A 19174-nucleotide genomic window follows, 5' to 3' on the forward strand; every position below is an offset into this window, starting at 1 on the left:
GTTGCTCCAGCCTCTCCGGTTGCTCCTGTTACTCCGGTAGCTCCCGTTACCCCAGTTGCTCCAGCCTCTCCGGTTGCTCCTGTTACTCCGGTAGCTCCCGTTACCCCAGTTGCTCCAGCCTCTCCGGTTGCTCCTGTTACTCCGGTAGCTCCCGTTGCCCCAGTTGCTCCAGCCTCTCCGGTTGCTCCTGTTACTCCGGTAGCTCCCGTTACCCCAGTTGCTCCAGCCTCTCCGGTTGCTCCTGTTACTCCGGTAGCTCCCGTTACCCCAGTTGCTCCAGCCTCTCCGGTTGCACCTGTTACTCCGGTAGCTCCCGTTACGCCAGTCGCTCCAGTTGCTCCGGTAGCTCCCGTTACACCAGTCGCTCCAGCCTCTCCGGTTGCTCCTGTTACCCCGGTAGCTCCCGTTACGCCAGTCGCTCCAGCCTCGCCAGTTGCTCCCGTCACTCCGGTAGCTCCCGTTACGCCAGTCGCTCCAGCCTCACCCGTCGCCCCAGTCGCCCCGGTCTCACCCGCGCCCGTTGCTCCTGTTGCACCAGTAGCTCCGGTTGCTCCTGGTAGTCCTGTTGCGCCCGTTGCTCCAGTCGCCCCAGTCTCGCCAGCACCCGTTGCTCCTGTTGCGCCGGTTGCTCCTGTTGCACCAGTTGCTCCTGTCGCACCGGCAGGCCCGGTTGCTCCGGTTATTCCGGCAAAATCCCCCAACAGTTCAGCGGATACCAGCCGGTGTGCAGTTACTAATTGGCCGGTACTGCTCTTCCCCCACAACGAAACCTGGATTGGATCGTCTGCGGGGCTTTCACTCGGGGTTACGAAGATAAATTCAAAAGCATCCAAATTGGCAAAGTAGTTGGAAGTTATTACTTGATTTGCAGCAACGTTGATAGATTCACTGACATACAGATTCCGCACTCCACCCAGCAAGTAATAACCTTGAACAGTCACTGTCGAAGCCTCAATACTACTGCGGTTATCAATTCTGACGGTAATCTGCTGAGTCGGTCTCACACCGCCAACCATGTTGTTTTCTATCGGTCCTGTGGACAAAAAAACCATTACCCTACCACTCCTTCTAAAATAGATTTCGATTGTGCGTTTCCTGCTGATTCCCCCTTCTCCCAGTACGCCGGTCTCGTTGCCATAATTTTATGGCTTGGACTATTCAATCCAGCGCATACTGAGTGATTTATATACTAATATTCCGGCCCTCTCCTGACGGTGTGGACGTAAGCTGCACTCTTCATAAACAGGGCTTGGCATTCTGCCGAAACAGATGTCCGCCCAAAGCCGCCCACAAGGACTTCCGGCGCTGCCTGTTGAAACCACAAAGAGACTGTTCCGCAGCCCCAGTCGGCTTCAGCACAGTCTCTTATCGCAATACAGCACATTTTCAGTTCACATACATTCCGGCCTGCTGCGTACTCCCGTCAGCAGCTTACTCGGTCCATCCTAATCCTCACTTAACAGATTCTCCAGACTGTCATCCTTCAATGGATCTTTAGGGTTGAACTCGGGATAAATATACTCCTCGTGCTTAAAAGAATACCCGGTAGCCGCGATATCCAGCATCCGGTTCAGCCGCTGCGTCTCGCTGCGCAACGCCTCCTTCAGCTCCTTCTCCCCGGAGAGGATCTGCAGGTACAACTGCATCCGCGGACGGTCACCCGAGTCGCGCGGCTCGATCGAAACCGTATTGGGATCATATTGGTCCATGATTTGCGGGGAGAGCGGATATATTGAATCTTCTGCGGTAGGATAAAATTCCGAGAAATGCCCCAGCCCCGGAGCCATGTTGGGGAGCTCCAGGATGCCGTCAACCACCGGCAGTGCCAGTGCCTGCTTGAATAAAATCGTCAAAAACTCCTTCGATTGCAAAAATTTCCAGACCTTTACCGCTGCCTCGCGGTTGGAGGCGGCACTGTTCACAACAAGCGGAGAATGTGGAATCATCATCAAGGCTCCGGCACCCTTTTGGGCTGCTGATGTTACCGGCGGCAAAGCCACTGCCCAGTCATCCTTTGGCATATATTCCTGCAATTTCACATAATCTTTGCTCGTTACGTACATCATCCCAATATTGCCATCGGCGAACTGCCGCAAGGCGCTGTTGCGCTTCAGCAGGGTTTCTCCCGGATACAGGCTGCCCTGTGCCTTCATATCCAGCAGCATCTGCAGCCATGGGGCATATCCGCTCAGATCATAGCGGCCGGTGCGGTAATTATAAAGATAAGTCCCGCTGTAGGTACTCGACATCTCAAGTCCCGTCTGCAGACTATACTGGCTGTCTCCCGCCGGCAGGCCAAATCCGTATTTATTTACACCGACCCCGGCCTGGCTGATCTTCCCGGCGAACCGCTCCATATCCGCAAACGTAACGGGCGGCTGCTCCGGATCAAGACCGGCATTGCGGAACAGCTGCTTGTTGTAAATCAACCGTACCGTCTCAATACTGGAGGGCATAAAATAAATGCCGCCCTTATACAACGAGCTGTCCGCAAAGTCTCTCGCCCAAACCGGGAACCTGTCTAAATCGCCGGTATTCAGAAAAGAAGATAATTCGGCCAGATACCCCTTCTCCACATACGTTGCCAGCCAGCCATTATCGACGCTGAACACATCCGGCCCTTGACCTGATGTCATCAGCATGTTCAGTGTATCCCCATAGACATCTGTTGAAAGATTCATGATTATAATCTCAATGTGGTCCGGATTGCTCTTATTGTATTGATGGATCGCATTCTTCACTTCCAGGTTCTCCGTCCAGTCATATAGTGCAATTCTGATCTGGGTAACCGGGACTGCCTCAGAGGCAGGTTCGGAAGCGAAATCAACCAGCAGCGGACGGTCATAAGCAATGGCATAGGCCACAAGCCCGCAAAGGACCAAGGTAATTCCAAGGAAGAGGATTCGTTTCACCGTGCACCTCCTGCGTTGACATCAAGACTTATCGCGTTTTACAATGGATACCAGCTATTGGGTTAAACTCATTCAGCATTTAATATATTCCAATAATATCCGTTAAATGGCAAGCGAAGAATATTCACAGGGCCAGAGGAGGACTCAAATGAAAAAACTATTTGATACTCTCTCCAAAACTCTCTTCCTGTACAATTTCAGCATCCGCAGCCGGCTCATCCTCTACTTTCTCTTTCTTGTCCTTCTCCCGACGACTATCATCTCTATTACCGTTTACAATAAATCGGCGGATATCATCACCCGTAATGTCAATACATCGATTGAGAACAATCTTAATCTTGTACAGGATAATCTCGCACAGCGCTTCGAGAGCGCCAACAATTCCATGGTCTCCCTTTACCTCAATACCGAATTCGCAGATTTGATCTCTTCCAACCGGCCCACCGACAGCACCGGCATTATCAATGAGTTGGCTGCCCTGAACAAAATGCTGGAGAACTTCCCTGCAAACGGGACCTCGGGAAGCAGCTTCGTCCCTATGCTGTATATGCTGAACCGCCCGGAATATACCCAATACAACTTCTCCAGACGGGTCTTTAATATCGACCAGATCTCACTGAAGCCATGGTATCTCGGCATACCGGCCAGATCCGATTTCACAGTGGTCGGCCTAAGCTCGCTGGACTCCCGGTTTACGCTTAAATTCGCCAAACGTCTGTTTGGCATACGGCATGCCCAGCTGCCTTATGTCGGGCTGCTCACCATTGATATTCCCGTGACGGAATTCAGCACATTGCTGGAGCACTATAAGCCAACGACGGGCAGCAGAATTTATATTGCTGACCAGACTGGAACCATTGCCATCAGCCCTGAGGAGACCCTGATCGGGCAGAACATCAGCACACAGGATTATTACGGTAAAATGGCTGCCGAACCCGCAGACCCCGACATCTTTCATTCCTTCGATCATGTGATTCAGGGCGAGAATATGCTCGTGAGCTACAAAAAAATAAAAGCCACCGGCTGGACCATTCTTTCCATCTCGCCCATAAGTGAACTGAATGGAGAATTGGCCTCGTTCCGGCGGGTGATGTATGTCGTCATCGGCATATGCATGCTGGTATCCCTGATGATGGCCCTGCTGCTGTCGGAGAACATCTCTGCTCCTATACGCAAATTCATCCAGTCGATGTCACATGCCGAAAGCGGGAATTTCAACATCATCATCCGCTACCGGCGCAAGGACGAATTTTCCTATCTGTTCAACCGTTATAACAAGCTGCTGCAGCAAATCAAAGCACTGATCGACAAGCTCTATGTCACTGAACTGCGTAAGAAAGAGGCCGAACTAAAGACATTGCAGGCCCAGATCAATCCCCATTTTCTTTATAACACCCTGGATTCGATCAACTGGCTGGCCATCAATCATGATGTCCCCGAGATCAGCCATATGGTGACCTCCTTATCCGACTTCTTCAGGTACAGCCTCAGTAAGGGGAGGAATATTATCCCGCTGCGGGATGAACTGAAGCAGGTGGAGAGCTATCTGGAAATCCAGCAATTCCGCTTTCAGGATAAACTCGCCTATGAGCTGGAGAAAGCCGACCCCCGGCTGCTGGAGGAATGTCTCGTGGTGAAACTAAGTATCCAGCCGCTCGTGGAGAATGCGATTATTCATGGGATCCAGCAGCGGCGGGGGAAGGGTACAATCCGCATAAGAGTGGACTCTTCCCATGATATCCTTTGCATATCGGTTTTTGACGACGGCGTAGGGGCGGACCCGGAGAGGCTGAACCAGCTGCTTACCGATCAGCAAGGTAACCAGTCATATGGCATCCGCAATGTGCATATGAGAATCCAGCAGTTTTTTGGCGAGTCCTACGGCATCCGTTACTATGCCAACACCGAAGATCAGGCAGGCCTGCTGGCTGTGATCCGGTTTCCGGTCGTTACTACTTGGGATGAGGTGATTGAAGATGTTGACGATGATCATAGCGGATGACGAGCCGTTTATCCGCCGCAGTCTGATCCACGGGTTCAAGTGGCAGGAGGAGTTCGGGCTTGAGGTCATCGGTGAGGCGGCAGACGGCGAGGAGGCCTATGAATTATGTATGAAGCATACTCCGGATATTCTGTTCACCGATATTATGATGCCCTTTCTGAACGGCCTTCAGGTCGCCGAGAAGCTGAAGGCCGCCGGTTGTCTAACCAAAATCATCATCATTAGCGGCGCGCAGGATTTCTCCTATGCCCAAAGTGCGATGAAGGTTAATGCCGAAGGTTATATTCTAAAGCCGGTTAAACTCGGTGAAGTCAAAGACATCTTTCATAAAGTCATTGCCCGGATTCACCACGAAAGAGATAACCAGCTGAATTTGAATCAGTTGAAGAAGCAGCTGCACGACAATATGCCGCTGATCCGCGAGAAATTCCTGCAGAACCTGATTGCCGGACTATACCGCAATGAAGGGGAGATTTGGGAGAAGGTCGACTATTTCGCCCTTCCTTTTAAACGAAATGACCCACTGTCGGTAGGTGTATTGCAGCTTGACGATTACGGGGCGGCAGTAGACAAATTCACGGAGGAGTATAAGCAGCTGCTCTATTTCTCCATCCAGAATATTATGAGCGAATGCCTGAATAGCCACCCCTGCGGAATCGGATTTGTAGCCAGCGAGAATGAGTTTATTATGATCTTTTGTCCGGGGGAGGAGCCTGCATCAGACTCCATCTCAAGCCTCTGCGAGCAGATTATCGCCAGTATCAAAGAGTATCTGCGTCTTGACGCCTCGATTGGCATCGGCAGAACCTGTAGGCTCGCCGGACAAATCGAGAACTCCTATAAAGATGCGTTGGCCGCGCTGGCTTACAAATTTTATACCGGCCATGCTTCCATTCTCCATATCAAGGATATTCAGCCGGATACGGAAACGCTGCAGAGCACTTTTTTTTATAAATTCCATGCCCAGCTGATGAATGAGCTCAAAGCAGGCCATACGGACAAAGTAATGGAGCTGCTGGAAACCCTGTTCACCATGCTTGAAGGGCCCAAGCTGCAAATCGGTTATGTACAGAGCATCTGTGCGGAGATCATCTTCACTTCTGCAAGAGCCCTGTATGAAATTGATGAGGAAATCGAACGGGTGCTGAATGACCGGATTACCATCATGGATACACTCTATATCCAGAAAAATATTGCCGGACTCAAAAGCTACATGCTCTCTCTTTTTCATGATTTAAGCGCATATGTGGCAGGCAAAAACACCTCAAAGAACAGCAGAGCCATCAACAAAATCCGGAGTATCGTGCAGGAAGGGTATGCCCAGGAGCTATCCATCTCCAGGATTGCAGAGGAGGTCTTTCTGACCCCCAACTATATCAGCCTGATCTTCAAAAAAGAAACCGGTGAAACGATCACGGACTATATCACCAAAATCCGCATGGGCAAAGCCAAAGAGCTGCTGCAGACTACAGATCTGAAAGTGATGGAAATTTCCGAAAGGGTGGGCTATGAGAACCCCCATTATTTCAGCACCGTGTTCAAGAAAACCGTGGGCGTCCACCCGCTCAAATACCGGTCTGACCAGGAAGAGATGCCGTAATCCGGCTATTTATAAATATAGGATTTCACACCTATCCTGGAAAAAATGGTGTTTCTGGCACCCTTGTTCTCCGGCGTAGGGACAGCCGCCCTCATCGCTAATCCACTAATATAGGCAAAGTTGGGATGCAGCGCCTCGTCGGTAAAATAAGCAGAAGTCCGGCTTCCCGGCACTCTGTGCCGGTTGAGTGCGGCAATCATTTGCGCCGAGCTTTTGATGCCCAGCCCATGCCCGTAGTAGCGGTCATCGCCAAGCATGATCGCATTCTCCCCCTGCCATTCCGGCTTATCCGGGTTATGGTCGGGATTCTTGAAATAGACCACATCTCCTGGCAGCATATCAGACTTCTCGAAGGTAGTAATCATCTGCAGATTGCTGTCATAATTCCAGTCCCACAGGAAGATGTCTCCGAAATGCCGGTCAAAGGCGGCGTCCCCGATCGCCCCGATCGTCGCTTTATAAAGAATCATCACCATAGCCATCGCGCATTCGAATGCATAGAGAGATCCGTTCTCAAAAATATCATTGATTGCCGCCGAGGGTGCGGCACCTTCCTTCAACTGAAATCCGCCGTTGTCCGTACGGGTCCAATACCTTGGATTGCAGCGGGAGTTCTTAAAGTTGGAAAATTCAGTTCCGCCGGCATTCATGGATTCCGCCGCCGCGATAATTCCCGCCCGCATGCTCCGTTCAAACGACGGATCCCCGGGTCCATATCCAATCCCCATTCTGCTCTGCCCCTTTCATCTTAAGTTCACAAAATATAGGTTATTGTACGTGTCGGGACTTCGGTTGGTGCAGAGCAGCTGAAATTTATCGAGATAAACTTCAGGCGCTTTATTCGGAGCTGCCGGCTTCCTCCAGAAACCAGCGGTTCACCCGTGCGGTCTCTTCGGTCAGGATATCCAGATAGATGGAGGTCCGGTAATCGGTCTCCTTGAGGCTTTTGCCCGTAATCTCGGCGATCCGGTTCAGCCGGTACATTAATGTGTTGGTATGGATATGCAAAAATGCGGCGGACGCCTTCAAATTGCCGTTGAACGACAAGTAGACGGTGATCGTTTTCAGAAAATCGCTTTTGTGTTCACGGTCATGCTCCTTCAGCGGATACAGCAGTGCGCTTCGGCGGGTCATGCTGCGTTTCTGCTCCATAATGGCCGGAATATACGCCCAGAAGCCGATTTCCTCATACAGCAGCAGCTCGCGGGCATGATAGGGCAGCAGCTTTTTAAGCTCCAGAATGGACAGGGCCTCCCGGTAGGCGACAGCAGCAAGGGTATACTCCCGGTATCCCGGACTGCAGCCTGCCGCTAGCGTACAGCTTTCGCTTTTGCCCATATCGCGGATCAGCTTGTGCACGAATGAAGCCAGCCTCTCTGTCCCTTCTACCGGAAAAAGAAACGAAAACAAAATAATCAGCCGGTTCTGCTCCGACGTCAATAACAGCAGGCGCTGCCCGGCATAGGTGTCCATCATCTGGCGAAACCTCAACAGAAAATGCCCGTCGATCACCCGGTTGCTCTCCAGCACGCCGATATAGTAGCTTTCCGGCAACAGGATCGCCCCGTTCTCCGCTTCCTGACGGATGCGCGGCTCATTTTCATAATGCGAGGTCAGCAGCTTCCAGAAGAAATCTTCATGTGTCTTGTCCTGCTTCATCTTCCATCCGCGCTGCTTCAGCAGATAACGCCCGGCGATGCCGGCGGCCTTCTCCACAATGCTCTCCGCATGGCCTGAGGCCAGATTGCCCCGGTCCACAACCCAGATATAACCGAGGATTTCCTGCTGGTGTCTGATGCACATGGCAAGCCGGGGCCCCAGCCCAACCTCCATAACCGCCGGAATGCGGATTGGATGTGCGGCGTTCTCCAGCTGATGCATTACGCCCTTTTTTCGAAGGCCAATAATGACTGTATTCGGAACACGTTTGCCGATGATGGTGGAGATGCGGGCCGGGTCGCTTTCAAACTCATGGGAGCTGTAGCCGATGACATGGTGGTTGCTGTCTTCAATCGTTACCTGCGACTGAAGGGACTCGCTGAGGGTATCCGCCAGGGATTCCATGCTGTCAAAAAAACGGTCAAATATTGGCTCTGAATCTGTCATATTCCCACCCCAACCTGAAGAATAGCCGAATTTGCGCTATAGAGTGATTACATTATAGTACTCCGAGCAGCGGCTGACTATAGGATGATGAAAGAAAACCTAACATGTCCCAACAAAAACAGCCCGGTAATTTCACCGGACTGCTTAAGATTGACCTTTTGCTCTTTTTTCGGTTCTATATTAGATCAGAGTGAACTTTTGTTCTAATGCTTTCTCTACCGTGAAGTACTCTTCCCCGAGTGCTTCCGCTACAGCTTGGCAGGTGATCTTTCCATTGGCCACGTTGACACCGCTCTTCAGACCGGCATCGTCCTCAATCGCCTGGAATACCCCTTTATTGGCAATTTGCAGCGCATAAGGAACTGTAACATTGGTTAATGCAATCGTTGAGGTTTTGGCTACAGCGCCCGGCATATTCGCTACCGAATAGTGCAGTACACCATATTTCTCAAATACCGGATTATCATGTGTGGTGACCCGGTCGATGGTTTCAACGATACCGCCCTGGTCAATCGCCACGTCAACAATGACCGAGCCCGGCTTCATCGACTTAACCATTTCTTCAGTGACCAGCTTCGGAGCTTTCGCACCCGGGATCAGCACTGCACCAACCAGCAAATCCGCTTCAGCAACCGCCTTGGCAATGTTGTAAGGATTGGAGATTAGCGTATTAATCTGTGCGCCGAAGATATCGTCCAGCTGGCGGAGTCTGTCTGCGCTGAGGTCAACAATCGTCACTTCCGCGCCCAGGCCAATCGCCATTTTGGCTGCATTTGTGCCGACTACCCCACCGCCGATAATGCTGACCTTGCCTCTGCTGACGCCGGGAACACCTGAGAGCAGAATGCCTTGTCCGCCGTAGTTCTTTTGCAGAAATTGTGCCCCGAGCTGCACGGACATCCGTCCGGCCACTTCACTCATTGGCGTAAGCAGCGGCAAGGTACGCTCATGGACAACTGTCTCATAGCCGATGGCGAAGGCGCCTCTTTCTTTCAATGCGGCGGCGAGGGACGGTTCCGGGGCAAGGTGCAGATAGGTGAAAAGGATGAGACCCGGGCGGAAGTAGCCATATTCGCTTTCCAGCGGTTCTTTCACCTTCATCACCATTTCGGCGTCTGCCCATACGGCAGAAGCTTCGGCGATCAGCTCCGCTCCGGCGGAAGCATAGTCTTCATTCAGAAATCCGCTGCCTGCTCCGGCTCCGGCTTCCACCAGTACTTTATGTCCTTCGGCTACCAGGCTGACTACTCCGGCAGGGGTAATGGCTACGCGGTTCTCATTGTTTTTGATCTCTTTGGGTACACCAATAATCATCGTTAATCGCTCCCGTCTTATGTGTTTCTCTTATGTAAAGAATTATAACATGTGATTTCTCGAGACAATTTGGTGAAAAATAAAAACTTTATCTGCCATGATTGTGTTTTTACACAATGAAGGTGATGGACATCCGTTGATCATTTTACCAAAGCATTGGTGTATATAGCAAACCAGTGAATCCCGCGCACAAAAAAAGACACCAGCTCAGGTGTCTTTCGTACTAAATTATTTTGTTAAGAAGATGGGTAACATGCCGGTCATAGGAAGGATTTAAGAGAAAATCATATCTAATGTTATGTTTAATAACATGATTTACTTAGATAATACAGCCAGTACCGTTTCCAGTACAACATTCACCCCTTTTTCGCAATCTTCATAGGAAGTAAGTTCTTCTTCACAGTGGCTTTTCCCGTTCACGCTGGGCACAAAAATCATTGCCGATGGCAGAAACCCGGCCACAAACTGCGCGTCATGCCCTGCTCCGCTGGCCATCTTTTTACTGCTGTAACCCAGTCTCGATGCTGCCTGCTGAGTCAAAGCACAGATCTCCGGATCGAACCACACAGTATCGCGGCCCCACAGCTTGGTCTTGGACACCGAACACTCCAGCAGCTCTTCGGGCAGGCCGCCTATGATATGCTCAACTTCACGTACAATATCCATATCCTTATGTCTAGCCTCGACGGTAAAAATCACCTTATTAGGAATCACCGTATGAATATTAGGCAGCACGTTCATTCTGCCCATCGTATAAACTAACTCCGAATCCAGCACACCCAGCTTGCTCCGCAGCTCTGCAATCAGGCCGGTGGCGGCAAACAAGGCATCCTTGCGCATATCCATCGGCGTAGTTCCGGCGTGATCCGATTCACCCGTCACTTCAATCTCATAGCAGGCCATGCCTACGACACAGTCAACCAGGCCAATGGCGAGATTTTCTCGCTCCAGCACAGGTCCCTGCTCGATATGCAGCTCCAGATATGCAGTTGCTTCCTTGATCCGGTTCGCAGCCTCTCCCGCATAGCCGCTCGCTTCCAATGCCTCTCCAAAGGTCGTCCCTTCCGGGTCCTTTTTCTTCAGCATTTCCGTCTTGCCGAACTTCCCGGACAATACGCCGGACGCCATCATCGAAGGCTCGAAGCGCGCACCCTCCTCATTGGTGAAATTCATCACCGTCACCGGCAGCCGGGGCTTGATGTCATGGTCAACCAGAGTGCGTACCACTTCCAGGCCGGCTATGACGCCAAGCACACCATCGAAGCGTCCGCCCTTCTTGACCGTGTCCAGATGTGAGCCAATCACCACAGGCGGCCCTGCTTCCGTTCCTGCAAGCGTGGCGTACATGTTGCCCATATCATCCACTTTGACCGGCATACCCAGCTCTTCACAACACGCAGCGAAGTAATTCCGCACCTTCACATCCTGCTCCGACAACGACAACCGGGTAACTCCGTTATTGTCCGTACGCCCAAAATCGGCAAAGGCCTCAATCGTATTCTTCAATCTCTCACCGTTCACGAATATTTGCTTAAGCTGCATGGGCCTATCCCTCCATTTTGAACGCATACTTATACAGATACATTGCTTTCTATATATGTTATACCATTGCGTCAGATTGTCATTTTACACACTGTAATAATTATTTTTCTGAATTGTTCACGATGTGTTACAACGCCGCTAAGGAAGTCTGTTAAAATATGAGCTGTCAGCAAGGAAGACGGGCTGGCCAACCATTGTGAAAGGGGAGTAATTTTATGAACACCATTTTGCGCAGCGGCTCAGCACAGGCTGAGATCAGCACCCTCGGAGCGGAGCTTGTCAGCTTCACCAGAAAAGACACAGGCACTGAATATATATGGAGCGGCGATGCCGCCTATTGGACAGGCCGTTCTCCAGTGTTGTTCCCGATTATCGGCGCTGTCCGTAACGGAGAGATCAAGGTTGGTGGACAAGCGTATAAGCTTGCCAATCACGGCTTTGCCAGACGCAGCGAATTTACAGTCGTTGAAGCGGACGAGTCCCGTGCGGTCTTCCTTCTCACCAGCAGCGAGCATACCCTGTCCAGCTATCCGTTTAAGTTCAACCTGTATATTACATATACGCTGAACGATAGCACTCTTAAGCTGGATTACCGGGTGGAGAACATTGACGGAGGGAACATTTGCTTCCAGCTCGGCACGCATCCTGCATTTAACTGCCCGCTGGATGAGAACGGAAGCTTCAGCGACTATGTGCTCGAGTTCTCCGAGTCCGAAAACCTCGACCGGGAGTTCCTGAATGACGGCGGACTTCGGATCAGCGGTAAATCGGAGCCTGTGCTGAGGGAAGAGCGCAGCCTTCCATTATCCCATGAAATGTTCAAGGACGGCGCGCTTATTTTCCAGAATGTAACCTCCCGGCAGATCTCGCTGAAAAGCAGACTTACCGGAAAAAGCGTTGCTGTATCCTTCGAAGGCTTCCCGGATCTCGGCATCTGGCAGCCGCTGAATGCACCTTTTGTCTGCATCGAGCCTTGGCAGGGATTCGCAGACAGCGATGTCTTCGAGGGCGAGCTTTCGGAAAAAGAAGGTATTATCACCCTGTCGCCAGGAGAACATTTCGCCAGCTCACTGACGATAGAAATTAATTAATACCTGCATGCTTCATAACAGCTTTCCGTATTTCCAGCGAGAAATAGAAGGATATTTTATAGCGTGAAGCATATAAATTTTTAAAAAAAGAAGGCCGTTAGCCCACTGATGGGCTACGGCCTTCTTCGTACTTATATGCTTTTATTGACTAAGCGTTTCTCCACCTTCAATCCGCACTGTGAACGTGTGGTTATTGGAAGCTTCCTCAATTTCAGCATAAGCCCAGTGTGTCGTTGGGACGTCGGGCCAGCTTGGTGTGGTGACACCATATAACGGTCCGCGTCCGAACAGTCGATTGACAACCTTTACAGCTTCAGCGCGTGTCAGGCTACCGGTTGGACGGTACGTACCGTCCTTATAGCCGTTAAGGATGCCGGCCTTGCTTGCGGCCTCAATTTCTCTGGCGGCCCAGTGGCTAGCCGTATCCTTGAACCCGCCGGATGTAATAGCCGCAGTATCCAGCTTCTTATATCTCGATGCAACGGCCGCTATCTCTCCGCGGCTGATAGGAGCATCCGGGAGGAACAGGCCTTTATCGTTACCCTGCATCAACCCTGCCTCCTTGACGAATTGAATCGCCCCCTTCGCCCAGTGACTATCCTTCACATCCGGGTAAGTGGAAGCAGCTGGCGCAGCGGATGCGTCATAGCCAAGGTTTCTCGCCAGAATCGCGGCCATTTCCGCACGGGTAATGGAATGGTTCGGCTTGAAGGTTCCATCTGTAAAGCCGTTGATGAAGGCTTTGTGTTGGTTCAGCTGCTGCTGTTGTTGCTGCTGCGCTGCCTCTGTTGCCGCCAAATACTGCTCCCAGCCTTCCATGTTCAGAATGGTGAAGGTACTGAATTTGTTCACCTCGAACTGTAAGCCAAGTTCGCCGGATTTGTAATCAACAACCTTCGCCTTCTTCAGTTCCTTATCGCCATCACTATGCTCGATAAAGATGACCAGATTGGACAGGAATTCTTCTCTTTCCGAGAGATTGGCTGGCAGCTGCACGTCACGCAGAGGGAGCGTTAATGTAACCGGTCTACTCTGCATATTGGTCTCGATCGTCATCGGACGGGCGACAACATCAATTTGTTTGTCAGCTGCGATTTCTCTGACAATCCGCTCGATTCTTGCCCGGTCTTCCACCTCTTTGCGCAACGTCTGGTCTTTAATCGGCACTACATGAAAATATAAATCTTCAGTGAAATTATCCAGTGATAATTGTGATATGAGAATTCTTACGTTCTCCGTGAAGATCTCCATGTTCACGTTGGAGCCGCCGAGCGTCTTAATCGCATCTTTAGGAACATTTACATTAATATCCGCAACCTGATCCTTCTCATCAGGGATCATAATCCGGGCCGTATTATCCAAGGATCCGGCAATTTTCCGGACAACCTCCTCCACCCGATCCGTGGTGAAGTTGACTACATCATGCAGGATTCCACTTGAATCCTGCGTGCGTTGGATAACCGTTTCAGCCAGCACTGAACCTTGACCCAGTTGTCCCGATTCTACCTTCACAGTTATCCGCTCTGTCGACGCTGTCGCAATTGGTGCGGCTGGTACCGCCGGTTCAGCTGTCGGCGTGGCCGGTGTTGGCGTGGCCGGTGTTGGCGTAGCCGGTGTCGGCGTGGCCGGTGTCGGCGTGGCCGGTGTCGGCGTAGCCGGTGTCGGCGTAGCCGGTGTTGGCGTGGCCGGTGTTGGCGTGGCCGGTGTCGGCGTAGCCGGTGTCGGCGTAGCCGGTGTCGGCGTGGCCGGTGTCGGCGTAGCCGGTGTCGGCGTAGCCGGTGTCGGCGTAGCCGGTGTCGGCGTGGCCGGTGTTGGCGTAGCCGGTGTCGGCGTGGCCGGTGTTGGCGTGGCCGTCGGTTCTGCCGTTGGCGTAGCCGTCGGCTCTGCTGTTGGCGTCGCTGTCGGTTCTGCCGTTGGCGTCGCTGTCGGTTCTGCCGTTGGCGTTGCTGTTGGCGTTGGTGTAGCTACAGGCTGGGCCTTAATAACTTTAACTGTGTATATCTTTACAGTCCCATCCTCAGCAGTGACCTGAATATCAAATACGTTGTCCCCTTCAATCAGATGATCTAGAGAGGCCCCGTCTCTTCCAGTGATTTGGCTTTTCGCCTTTCCATCAGCCACTATCGGACTCAAGACGATGGAGTTCACATCATTTCCTACCTCTACCGTATAATCGGAAACGGCAGGATCAAAGGCCGGGTCCAAAGCTCCGACATCTACACCGATACTCCCCAAAGTAGCATCGGACGAACGTGATTGTCGGGTGATTTCCACCTTGTACACAGTTTCTGTCTTTCCATCCTGAGCTGTAACCTTCAGGTTTACGATGTTCAGCCCTTCCACCAGCGAAATAGGCATCGGACTATCTGCCGTAACACCATTTACGGTTATCCGTGCATCCATGTCCCCTTTGGCAGCATCCAGTTCAACCCGATCCACTTCATAGGGTACCGGCAAGAAGTACTTGAAGACTTCTGCGGAGAACTGGGGATTCAGAGCTTCTGTTCCTCTTGCAGAGCTGACGGTCAAATCAGTAAGAGAGGAATCCTTTGGCAGAACGGCACGATTCACAGTAACGGAATAGGTTTTTTTAGTGCTGGCATCACCAGCCGTAACCTCTACTGTAATTTGATTCGTGCCCTCATCCAGTGCTACGCGGTCGCCTGTTACGCCGGTAGAGGTTCCATTCTTCTTTAAGATGTAGGTTGCCAGCTCATTATTAGTCCTAATTAAAAAATCGGCGTCGCTTACATTGTTGTCCACATTGACCGAATAATCACTGATGCCTGCCTGGAAAACCGGTGTTAATTCGCCGGGGAAAATCGTCATATTCAGCAGAGTTGCATCTTTACTTGGATTTCGCACCAGATTAATGGTGTATACCTGCATGCTTCCGTCTTGAGCCGTGACCTTGACTTCAATAACATTCAAGCCTGTGGTCAGAGGTACAGCGTTCAGGTCTTCGATCCAAACCCCATTCACAAATACGGAGGTGCTTGCATTTGCATCATCAACAACTGCACTTAGCTTAGCTACAGAAACTTCGTCCTCGACCGTGCCGCTATAATTGAAAGTACCCGGAATGGATGTAAGGGTAATCGCATTATCCGTTAAGTCAGTCATCGTCAACTCGAGCAAATTCGCATTCGACGAAGCTGCACGGACGATAGTTACCGTGTATTCCTTGGTAGTAACTTTATCAGCCGCTGTAACAACTACTGTAACTACATTTCCTCCTACCCCCAAAGGAATAGGCACTCCTCCTGCCGACTCCAGCCCATTGATGGTATAGGTTGCCTGTTCATCACTTGTAGTTGCTGCAACTGCCATGCTGGTAACATTGTTCGGCACATACTCATAATAGGTCGAGGTTCCGCGGTCGAAACCTCCAGATAATGTTGTGCCGGACAAAGTGATATTGGTCAAATCCGCATCGGAGGAAGCTTCACGGACAATCGTCAATACATAATTTTTTGACGTTATCCCATCCTGAGCCTTGACCAAAATATTGAATTCGTTGACACCAACCCGTAGATTTACCAGTCTTGGCTGAGCATTCGCCGCTACATTCCCACTCAGGCTGATCTCTGCGTTTGCATCCTCAGGAGTAGGAGTAATCGTAAGCTGAGAGACACTGTTAGCCACGGTCACACCATACCCGGTTTGATTTTTGTCAAAAGAAGGATCGACTCCTCCTTCTGAAAGGACCAAACTGGACAGATCGGCATTGGAAGAAGCCTTTCTGATAATATTTACAAGGGTTGTTTTTACACGGACACCGCTCTGTGAAGTAACCACGATCTCAACCGTGTTCAGACCCACATTTAAGTTCTTAGTATAGGCAGTATCATCAATATGAATATTGCCGTCCACTACGAGGCTTGCCGCAGCATCCAGAAGCTTCGGAGTAAGCTCCAGCGAGGATACCTCATTAGCAACCTCAACCGAATATCCCGTTTCGTTGTTATTAAAGACAGGCGACAACGTTCCCGAAGAGACGGTCAATCCCGAAAGATCTGCCACATCCGAAGGTGCACGCAGAATAACCAGACTGTAAGACTTCTTCGTCACTCCATCCTGTGCCGTTACCTCGATCAAGTACTTGTTATTTCCTGCTGCAAGACCCGTAATGAGAAAAGGTGTACCGCTCGGGTGATCCACGCCATTCACCTTAATGCTTGCACCGAATGCGGCTGCCGGAGTGAATTCCGCAGTCGTTACTGCGTTTGCGACTTCCATTGTGTAGTCCGCCTGATTGGTATTGAAGACTGGCGAAGGTCCACCCAGAAAAGCGGTAAGATTAGTCAGAGAAGCATCCCCCAACAGCTTTCTAACAATCACAACCTCATAGGTTTTCTTTGTTTTGCCGTCCTCTGACGTTACTACAACGGAAATCAGATTCTTCCCGTAGGCCAAGCTGACATTCCCAGTGGCATCAACAGATTCCGTAGAACCAATAGCTCCACCGTTTAATGTCGCTGTAGAGAACAGATTCGACTTTTTCAGTTCCACTTTAACCGAACTTACATCATTTTCGACGGTAGCGGTATAGTTGGACGTATTACTGCTGTAGCTTGGGGACAGCGCAATAGCTTGCCCGCCGCTGGACAAAGCCAGTCCATTCACTGCAGCCAGATTGGCATCATTTCCTGGATAACGGATGATATCAAGCTGATATTCCTTGAAATTAGATGAGAATTTATCGGCTACCTTAATCTTTATGGGCTTATATACACCCACAATCAGGCCGCTGACAGTAAACGTAGGGTAGGAGCCTGCTACCGTCACGCCAGATCCATTGTCTGCGTACGCTGTTACATTTACATCAGCAGGATTCACCGCTCCTACATTTATATCGATACTGTTGTTCGGACTGCTTCCGCTTTTGTTGGGAACATGCACTTTATTGTAGATAATCCCCCGGTTAAAAGCAGGTGCCATCACACCCACAGAGGGCGAAATGAATTTAAGATCAAATTTCCCGGCCACAACACTCAATAAAAAGCTGCTGTTACTTGAAGTAATTCCATCGTTTACTGTGACTTTGATGGTGGAGGCGCCTGTCATGTTTGCTGCCGGAGTAAGATGGATACTTCTTTCCGGGCCTTCCCCTGAAAAGGTGATATTGCCATTCGTCAAAAGGGCCGTATTCGACGAGGTCGCAGAAAGCGTCAGCATGTCGCCGTCATCCACATCAGTCAGTTTAAACGGCTTAGATACAGGAGTGTTCACCGGTGTTACCACGTTGGTGTTGAACCCTGTGTCGGACTGCCATCTGCCACTTACAATGCTGCCATTTCTTGCTCCCGTGGAGGAATCCTTGGCGACCGCTCCAGCACTTGGATTATTGAATTTGTAGTTGGCCATCAGACCCGCTTCAGCTCCGCTCAGACTGGTGCTCATCTGACTTTCAATCTCCGCCTGGGTCTTTGCCTTATTCCATATCCGGTAGTCTCTCATGCCCCCCGTATAATTGGCATCCTGGGACCATGTACTCTCACCTATAAAGTTATAAGCTCTCGGCAGATTGGAGTTCTGCGCCTTGGCTTTAGCCATGTCCGTCAGATCCATAAATCCGCTGCCTTTCAGAATTCCATTCCAGTAAATATAGGCCTTTTTCTCCACATGATTATATACGGCGGCCACATGAACCCATTGATTCAAAGGCAATCGCTCCGTTGTCCTCACCAGGTAAGCTTTAACTCTGGTACCCTTTTGCGGCAACGCTTCAAGTGCTATTCTCCCTGTATTTCCTTCAAAGGTAAAATGCAAATTAAAATTATCAGGACCATAAGAGGTATCAAAGATACGCCCCCATGATGGAGCACTGCTGGCATTCACCCACGTTTCAATCGTTAGGGAATTAGCATATATGTCCAGATCGGGAAGGGTTACGTATCCCTTACCGTCAAAATCAAGGTAATCATTGCCCCCAGACTCGGAAATATAAGGAGTATCGTTAACAGGCAGGACTTTGATCTGCGCGGTTTCCTCAAATTCCCCAAAAGCCGATTCTTTTCCTGTATAGGCCTCATTCACATTTACATAGTTAGGAGGATTTCCGCCGGATTCCGCTGGAATCAACCAGTCGCGATACTTGATGCCTACAGTTCCATTCCAATCCTTCTTCGGAACAAACCGGATCATTACACCGCTGCCTAACACAACCATGTTGCCCGGACCAGGAGCTACAATCGACAGCCATACGCCCGAGTTGTTTTTGTACTGCCATTGCCCGTTGGTGTTATCCACCTCAGTGATGCCAACTCCGCTTTGATTTAAATCTGAAATGTTTTTCCCCGCAGGTTCCAGCGTGTCCTCGAGAATGGTATCCAGCGGTATTGAAGTCTGTGCCTGAGCAACATAGGGTATACCGTAAAAATTGCTAATGATCAGAATGACAACCAAAGCCATGATCAAGTGTTTTGATCCTCTTTTTATTCCCACAAATTCAGCCCCACTTTTCTAAGATGTCCTTGCTATTCAACTATGTCTGGTCTGCCCTCCCTGGCTTAGTCTGGAAAATGCTTATAATCTAATTATCGGAATTTTAGATAGCGCTGATTATGTCGAATTTATAGAATTTATTGTTAAATTCAAAAAAATT

10 protein-coding genes are annotated in these 19174 nt (G+C 50.5%); 3 read left to right on the plus strand and 7 right to left on the minus strand.

Going from position 1 to position 19174, the window contains the following annotated elements:
• On the minus strand, positions 1-1052 hold a 1052-nt coding region (locus AC3WT9_RS34320; protein ID WP_492408948.1), incomplete at its 3' end, for a collagen-like triple helix repeat-containing protein.
• Positions 1053-1445: 393 nt separating this feature from the next.
• Positions 1446-2912, minus strand: coding sequence for an ABC transporter substrate-binding protein (locus tag AC3WT9_RS34325; protein ID WP_341377044.1), 1467 nt, complete (start codon positions 2910-2912; stop codon positions 1446-1448).
• 148 nt (positions 2913-3060) lie between these two features.
• Between AC3WT9_RS34325 and AC3WT9_RS34330 the strand changes: the two genes are divergently transcribed.
• Positions 3061-4914: a cache domain-containing sensor histidine kinase gene (locus tag AC3WT9_RS34330; protein ID WP_341089239.1), complete on the plus strand. Its 1854-nt coding sequence runs from the start codon at positions 3061-3063 to the stop codon at positions 4912-4914.
• On the plus strand, positions 4889-6514 hold the full coding sequence (locus tag AC3WT9_RS34335; RefSeq protein WP_341377043.1) for a response regulator: 1626 nt from the start codon (positions 4889-4891) through the stop codon (positions 6512-6514). The genes AC3WT9_RS34330 and AC3WT9_RS34335 overlap by 26 nt, the downstream gene beginning before the upstream one ends.
• Before the next feature lie 5 nt (positions 6515-6519).
• Here the strand turns inward: AC3WT9_RS34335 and AC3WT9_RS34340 are convergent, their stop codons facing one another.
• The 4 genes from AC3WT9_RS34340 to AC3WT9_RS34355 form a co-directional block, all read right to left on the minus strand.
• A complete protein-coding gene (locus AC3WT9_RS34340) occupies positions 6520-7242 on the minus strand; it encodes a TGL-type protein-glutamine gamma-glutamyltransferase (RefSeq protein ID WP_341089237.1) in 723 nt (240 codons plus the stop codon).
• Between the two features lie 109 nt (positions 7243-7351).
• Positions 7352-8620, minus strand: coding sequence for a PucR family transcriptional regulator (locus AC3WT9_RS34345; protein ID WP_342480938.1), 1269 nt, complete (start codon positions 8618-8620; stop codon positions 7352-7354).
• Between the two features lie 180 nt (positions 8621-8800).
• On the minus strand, positions 8801-9934 hold the full coding sequence (gene ald, locus AC3WT9_RS34350; protein ID WP_341377041.1) for an alanine dehydrogenase: 1134 nt from the start codon (positions 9932-9934) through the stop codon (positions 8801-8803).
• Positions 9935-10249: 315 nt separating this feature from the next.
• On the minus strand, positions 10250-11476 hold the full coding sequence (locus tag AC3WT9_RS34355; protein ID WP_341089233.1) for a Zn-dependent hydrolase: 1227 nt from the start codon (positions 11474-11476) through the stop codon (positions 10250-10252).
• Between the two features lie 215 nt (positions 11477-11691).
• Here AC3WT9_RS34355 and AC3WT9_RS34360 point away from each other — a divergent pair, with 215 nt between their 5' ends.
• Entirely contained in the window at positions 11692-12567 is an 876-nt protein-coding gene (locus tag AC3WT9_RS34360) for an aldose 1-epimerase family protein (protein WP_341089232.1), read from the plus strand.
• A gap of 141 nt (positions 12568-12708) precedes the next feature.
• Here the strand turns inward: AC3WT9_RS34360 and AC3WT9_RS34365 are convergent, their stop codons facing one another.
• Complete coding sequence (locus tag AC3WT9_RS34365; RefSeq protein WP_492408955.1) at positions 12709-18981, minus strand: cadherin-like beta sandwich domain-containing protein; 6273 nt, start codon at positions 18979-18981, stop codon at positions 12709-12711.
• Between the last annotated feature and the right edge of the window lie 193 nt (positions 18982-19174).

The organism is Paenibacillus sp. EB106-06-01-XG199 (assembly GCF_058791575.1).

What these genes read in the sequence shown, in the direction of transcription:
- AC3WT9_RS34330 (WP_341089239.1), top strand. Translation starts at nt 3,061, where the DNA reads ATGAAAAAACTATTTGATACTCTCTCCAAAACTCTCTTCCTGTACAAT.
- AC3WT9_RS34335 (WP_341377043.1), top strand. Translation starts at nt 4,889, where the DNA reads ATGTTGACGATGATCATAGCGGATGACGAGCCGTTTATCCGCCGCAGT.
- AC3WT9_RS34340 (WP_341089237.1), bottom strand. Translation starts at nt 7,242, where the DNA reads ATGGGGATTGGATATGGACCCGGGGATCCGTCGTTTGAACGGAGCATG.
- AC3WT9_RS34345 (WP_342480938.1), bottom strand. Translation starts at nt 8,620, where the DNA reads ATGACAGATTCAGAGCCAATATTTGACCGTTTTTTTGACAGCATGGAA.
- ald (WP_341377041.1), bottom strand. Translation starts at nt 9,934, where the DNA reads ATGATTATTGGTGTACCCAAAGAGATCAAAAACAATGAGAACCGCGTA.
- AC3WT9_RS34355 (WP_341089233.1), bottom strand. Translation starts at nt 11,476, where the DNA reads ATGCAGCTTAAGCAAATATTCGTGAACGGTGAGAGATTGAAGAATACG.
- AC3WT9_RS34360 (WP_341089232.1), top strand. Translation starts at nt 11,692, where the DNA reads ATGAACACCATTTTGCGCAGCGGCTCAGCACAGGCTGAGATCAGCACC.
- AC3WT9_RS34365 (WP_492408955.1), bottom strand. Translation starts at nt 18,981, where the DNA reads ATGGCTTTGGTTGTCATTCTGATCATTAGCAATTTTTACGGTATACCC.